6 protein-coding genes are annotated in these 3,902 nt (G+C 64.3%); all 6 read left to right on the forward strand.

From position 1 onward, the window contains the following. The coding region (locus tag EN984_RS25595; protein WP_164765645.1) for an ABC transporter ATP-binding protein at window positions 1–691 on the forward strand (691 nt) is incomplete at its 5' end. 12 nt (window positions 692–703) lie between these two features. Beyond that, window positions 704–1,978, forward strand: a complete 1,275-nt coding sequence (locus EN984_RS25600; protein ID WP_127266971.1) for a glycosyltransferase — start codon at window positions 704–706, stop codon at window positions 1,976–1,978. Continuing rightward, window positions 1,975–2,325 carry a cupin domain-containing protein gene (locus EN984_RS25605; protein WP_127266972.1) on the forward strand — a complete coding sequence of 117 codons (351 nt, stop codon included), beginning with the start codon at window positions 1,975–1,977 and terminating at the stop codon, window positions 2,323–2,325. Before EN984_RS25600 ends, EN984_RS25605 begins: the two co-directional genes overlap by 4 nt. Window positions 2,326–2,342: 17 nt before the next feature. Then, window positions 2,343–2,684, forward strand: coding sequence for a cupin domain-containing protein (locus tag EN984_RS25610; protein WP_127266973.1), 342 nt, complete (start codon window positions 2,343–2,345; stop codon window positions 2,682–2,684). 23 nt (window positions 2,685–2,707) lie between these two features. Beyond that, window positions 2,708–3,052, forward strand: coding sequence for a cupin domain-containing protein (locus tag EN984_RS25615; protein ID WP_013528939.1), 345 nt, complete (start codon window positions 2,708–2,710; stop codon window positions 3,050–3,052). 20 nt (window positions 3,053–3,072) lie between these two features. Further along, the coding region (locus EN984_RS25620) for an aldehyde dehydrogenase family protein (protein ID WP_127384039.1) at window positions 3,073–3,902 on the forward strand (830 nt) is incomplete at its 3' end.

The raw sequence follows: 3,902 nt of genomic DNA on the forward strand, positions 1-3,902 counted from the left end.
CCCCTTCACCGACCGCAAGCCGGAGCAACTGTCGGGCGGCCAGAAGCAGCGCGTCGCGCTCGCCCGCGCGCTGGTCAAGCGGCCGCGCCTGCTGCTGCTCGACGAGCCGCTTGGCGCGCTCGACAAGAAACTGCGCGGCGCCATGCAGCTGGAACTGAAGCGCCTGCAGCACGAGGTCGGCATTACCTTCGTCATCGTCACCCACGACCAGGAGGAGTCGCTTGTGATGGCCGACCGCATGGCGGTGCTCAAAGACGGCAGACTGCTGCAATGCGACACGCCGCACGCGATCTACGAGCATCCGGCCGACCGTTTCGTCGCCGACTTCATCGGCGTGATGAATTTTGTGCCCGGTAAAGCCGCCACCGACGGTGTAGTGGCTGCCAACGGAGCGCGTATCGCCGGCAAAGTGCCCGCCACACTCACAGCCGGTGCATCTGCTGTCGCGTCGGTGCGGCCCGAGCGCATCCGGCTGTTCCCATCGGTGGAGACCGCCAACCGCACCACCGGCACGGTCGAGGCGCTGGCCTATCAGGGGCTCGACCTACAGCTGCATGTCCGCACACCTCTGTCCCCAAAGCCGTTCCTGGTGCGCGTCACCGCTGATGCCGCCGACCGCCGGCCGGTCGCGTCGGGAGATCAGGTCGAACTCGGCTGGGACGCCGCCGATGTCAGAGTTTTCGCAGAATAAAGGAGAAGCCTGATGGCGCAGAAGACGATCGCGTTTTTTCCAGAAGCGGCCTACGGCCCGGCGCTCAATTCCGTCGGCATCGCCCAGGCGGTCGAGGCGCGCGGCCACAAAGCCGTTTTCCTGTCCGACCCCGGCTTTGTCGATGTCTACAAGGGCTACGGTTTCGAGGCGCATCCGGTGAACCTGTCGGAGCCGATGCCGCCCGAGCAGATGGCGAAATTCTGGGAGGATTTCATCAACGGCCACATCCCGAACTTCCGCAAATCGCCTTACGATCAGGTCGACAATTACGTCAAGGATTGCTGGACGGCGATCGTCGACAGCGCCAAATGGGCGCAGAAGGATCTGCCGCGCGTTCTCTCAGCCATCAAGCCGGATGTGATCTGCGTCGACAACGTCATCCTGTTTCCGGCCATCAAGCAGTTCGGCAAACCCTGGGTGCGCGTCATCTCCTGCTCGGAAAACGAGATCGACGACGAGGACATCCCGCCCCATCTCTCCGGCTGCGGCGAGAACGACCACGCCGGTCACCAGCGCTACCGCGATCATTTCAACGCGGTGATCAAGCCGATCCATGACGACTTCAACGCCTTCCTCGCCGCCAACAACGAGGCGCCTTATCCGATCGGCCAGTTCTTCGAGGCCTCGCCCTATTTGAACCTGCTGCTCTATCCCGAAGCGGCAAAGTTCAAGCGCCGCCACCCGCTCGACCCGGCAAAGTTCCAGTATCTGGAAGGCTGCGTGCGGCAGGAGAAACCCTACACGGTGCCGACATTCGCCAAAAACAATGACGGGCCGCTGCTCTATGTCTCCTTCGGCAGCCTCGGCGCCGGCGATGTCGACCTGTTGAAGCGCATTATCGCGACGCTGGGCAAGACGCGCTACCGGGCTCTGGTCAATGTCGGCGGCTACAAGGACCAGTACACGGACGTGCCCGCCAACGTGATCGTCGAGAGCTGGTTCCCGCAGCCTTCGGTTATCCCGCAGGTCGATGCGGTGATCCACCATGGCGGCAACAACTCCTTCACCGAGTGCCTCTATTTCGGCAAGCCGGCGATCATCATGCCCTATGTCTGGGACGGCCACGACAACGCCACCCGCGTAGAGGAAACCGGCCACGGCTTCGGCATGCCGCGCTACGACTGGACCGATGCCGAGCTGATTGCCAAGATCGAAACCTGCCTGACCGACCCGGCGATGAAAGCCAAGCTGGCGAAGACATCGGCGCAGATGCGCGCGCAGAATGGGCCGGAGAAAGCAGCCGGGTTGCTGGAGACGCTGCTATGACCTCCTCCGCTCCCCACCTCCACCAGGCCTCCACCCGCGCCGATCTCGTCGACTGGGGCGCCCAGCCGGATGCGTTGGACGGTGCCTCCCACTCGACCGGCAAACTCGTGCACAAAGGCCCGAACAACCAGCCGGAATCCGGCATCTGGGTGTGCACGCCAGGCCGCTGGCGCCTGAGCATCCCGCGCGATGAATTGTGCCATTTCGTCGCCGGCCGCGCGACCTACCGGTCCGATGTCGGTGAGCTGATAGAAATCTCCGCCGGGACCGTGGTCATGTTCCCTGCCGGCTGGACGGGTGAATGCACCGTGCATGAGACCATGCGCAACGTCTACATGCTGGCCTGACCACGGAGCTTGACGACATGCCGACACCGTACTGGCCGAAGGCCTCGAGCGTGGAACTGGAGGACTGGGGCGCGGGCAGCAACACGCTCGCCGGTTCGCCGCGCGCCTCGGGCAGGGTCCTGTCCCGGAACCCGGACGGATCGAGCGAATGCGGCCTGTGGTCATGCACGCCGGGTACGCGCAAGGTCACCTTTGGCGCCGACGAGTTCTGCCATTTCCTCTCAGGCCGTGGCAGCTATGTCCATGACGACGGCGAAGAGATCCCGGTCGAGGCCGGCACGCTGGTGTTCTTCCCCGCCGGCTGGACCGGCATCTCCATCATCAGGCAAACGCTGACCAAGGCCTTCATGTGCCGCTGAGCACTCTTTTCAAGGAAATCGACATGACCACACCCATCATGAAATCCCCGCTCACCATTACCGACCTCGTCGACTGGGGCGTCATCCCGACCATGATCGAGGGGCAATCCCACACCTCGGGCAAGCTGCTGTACAAGGGGCCGGAAGGCCGCTCCGAATGCGGGCTTTGGGTCTGCACACCAGGCAAATGGCACTGCCATGTCACCCGCGACGAGTTCTGCCACTTCCTCGAAGGACGCTGCACCTACGTCCACGAATCCGGCGAGGTCATCGAGATCGAACCGGACACCGCAGCTTTCTTCCCGCAGGACTGGAAGGGCGTCTGCACCGTCCATGAGACGATCAAGAAGGTCTACATGATCCGCTGAGCGGATCCGAGAGGATGTCCATGGATTTCTCCCCTGACCGGCCGACCTTCTTCGTCAACCCGGACTACCAGCCGATGGCAGGCACGGCAAAGCCGGTGATCGATCCGGCGACGATCGAAACAGTCGGCGCCATCGCTGCAGCCAGCGATAGCGAGATCGATGCCGTGCTCACCACCGCGACCAGGGCGCAGGCCGCCTGGAAAAAGCTCGACGCCAAGAGCCGCGCCAAGCACCTGCATGCCGTCGCCAACGCCATCGAGGTGGCCAACTTCACCCGCTGCGCCGAGCTGATGGTGCGCGAGATGGGCAAGCCCTACCCCGAAGCGATCGGCGAGATCGCCAACTGCGCGCCGATCTTCCGCTACTACGCCGAGATGGCGCGCGACGATGCCGGCAAGATCGCCGGCACGACGCAGGCCGGTTCGTTCCAGTATGCGCGCTACGAGCCCTATGGCGTATCCGTCCACATCATGCCCTACAACTTCCCGATCCTGCTGATGTGCTGGACGGTCGCCGCATCGCTCGCCGCCGGCAATGCCTGCGTCATCAAGCCGGCCGAGGCGACGACGCTGTCGACGCTGGACTACATGACCGTGTTCCGCTCGCTGCCGGAAGGGCTGGTCTCCTGCCTGCCTGGTGGAGCGGCCACGGCGCAGGCGCTGATCGCCTCCGAACGCACCCATGCGGTTGCCTTCACCGGCTCGGTCGCCGCCGGCAAGGCGGTGGCGGTGGCCTGCGCCGAACGCATGAAACCTTGCGTCACCGAGGCCGGCGGCAGCGACCCGCTGATCATAAGCGAGCATGCCCCGCTTGAGATCGCGGCGGCCGGCAGCGTCACCGCGGCCTTCCA

It is taken from the genome of Mesorhizobium sp. M7A.F.Ca.CA.004.12.1.1 (assembly GCF_003997835.1).
GTDB lineage: Bacteria > Pseudomonadota > Alphaproteobacteria > Rhizobiales > Rhizobiaceae > Mesorhizobium.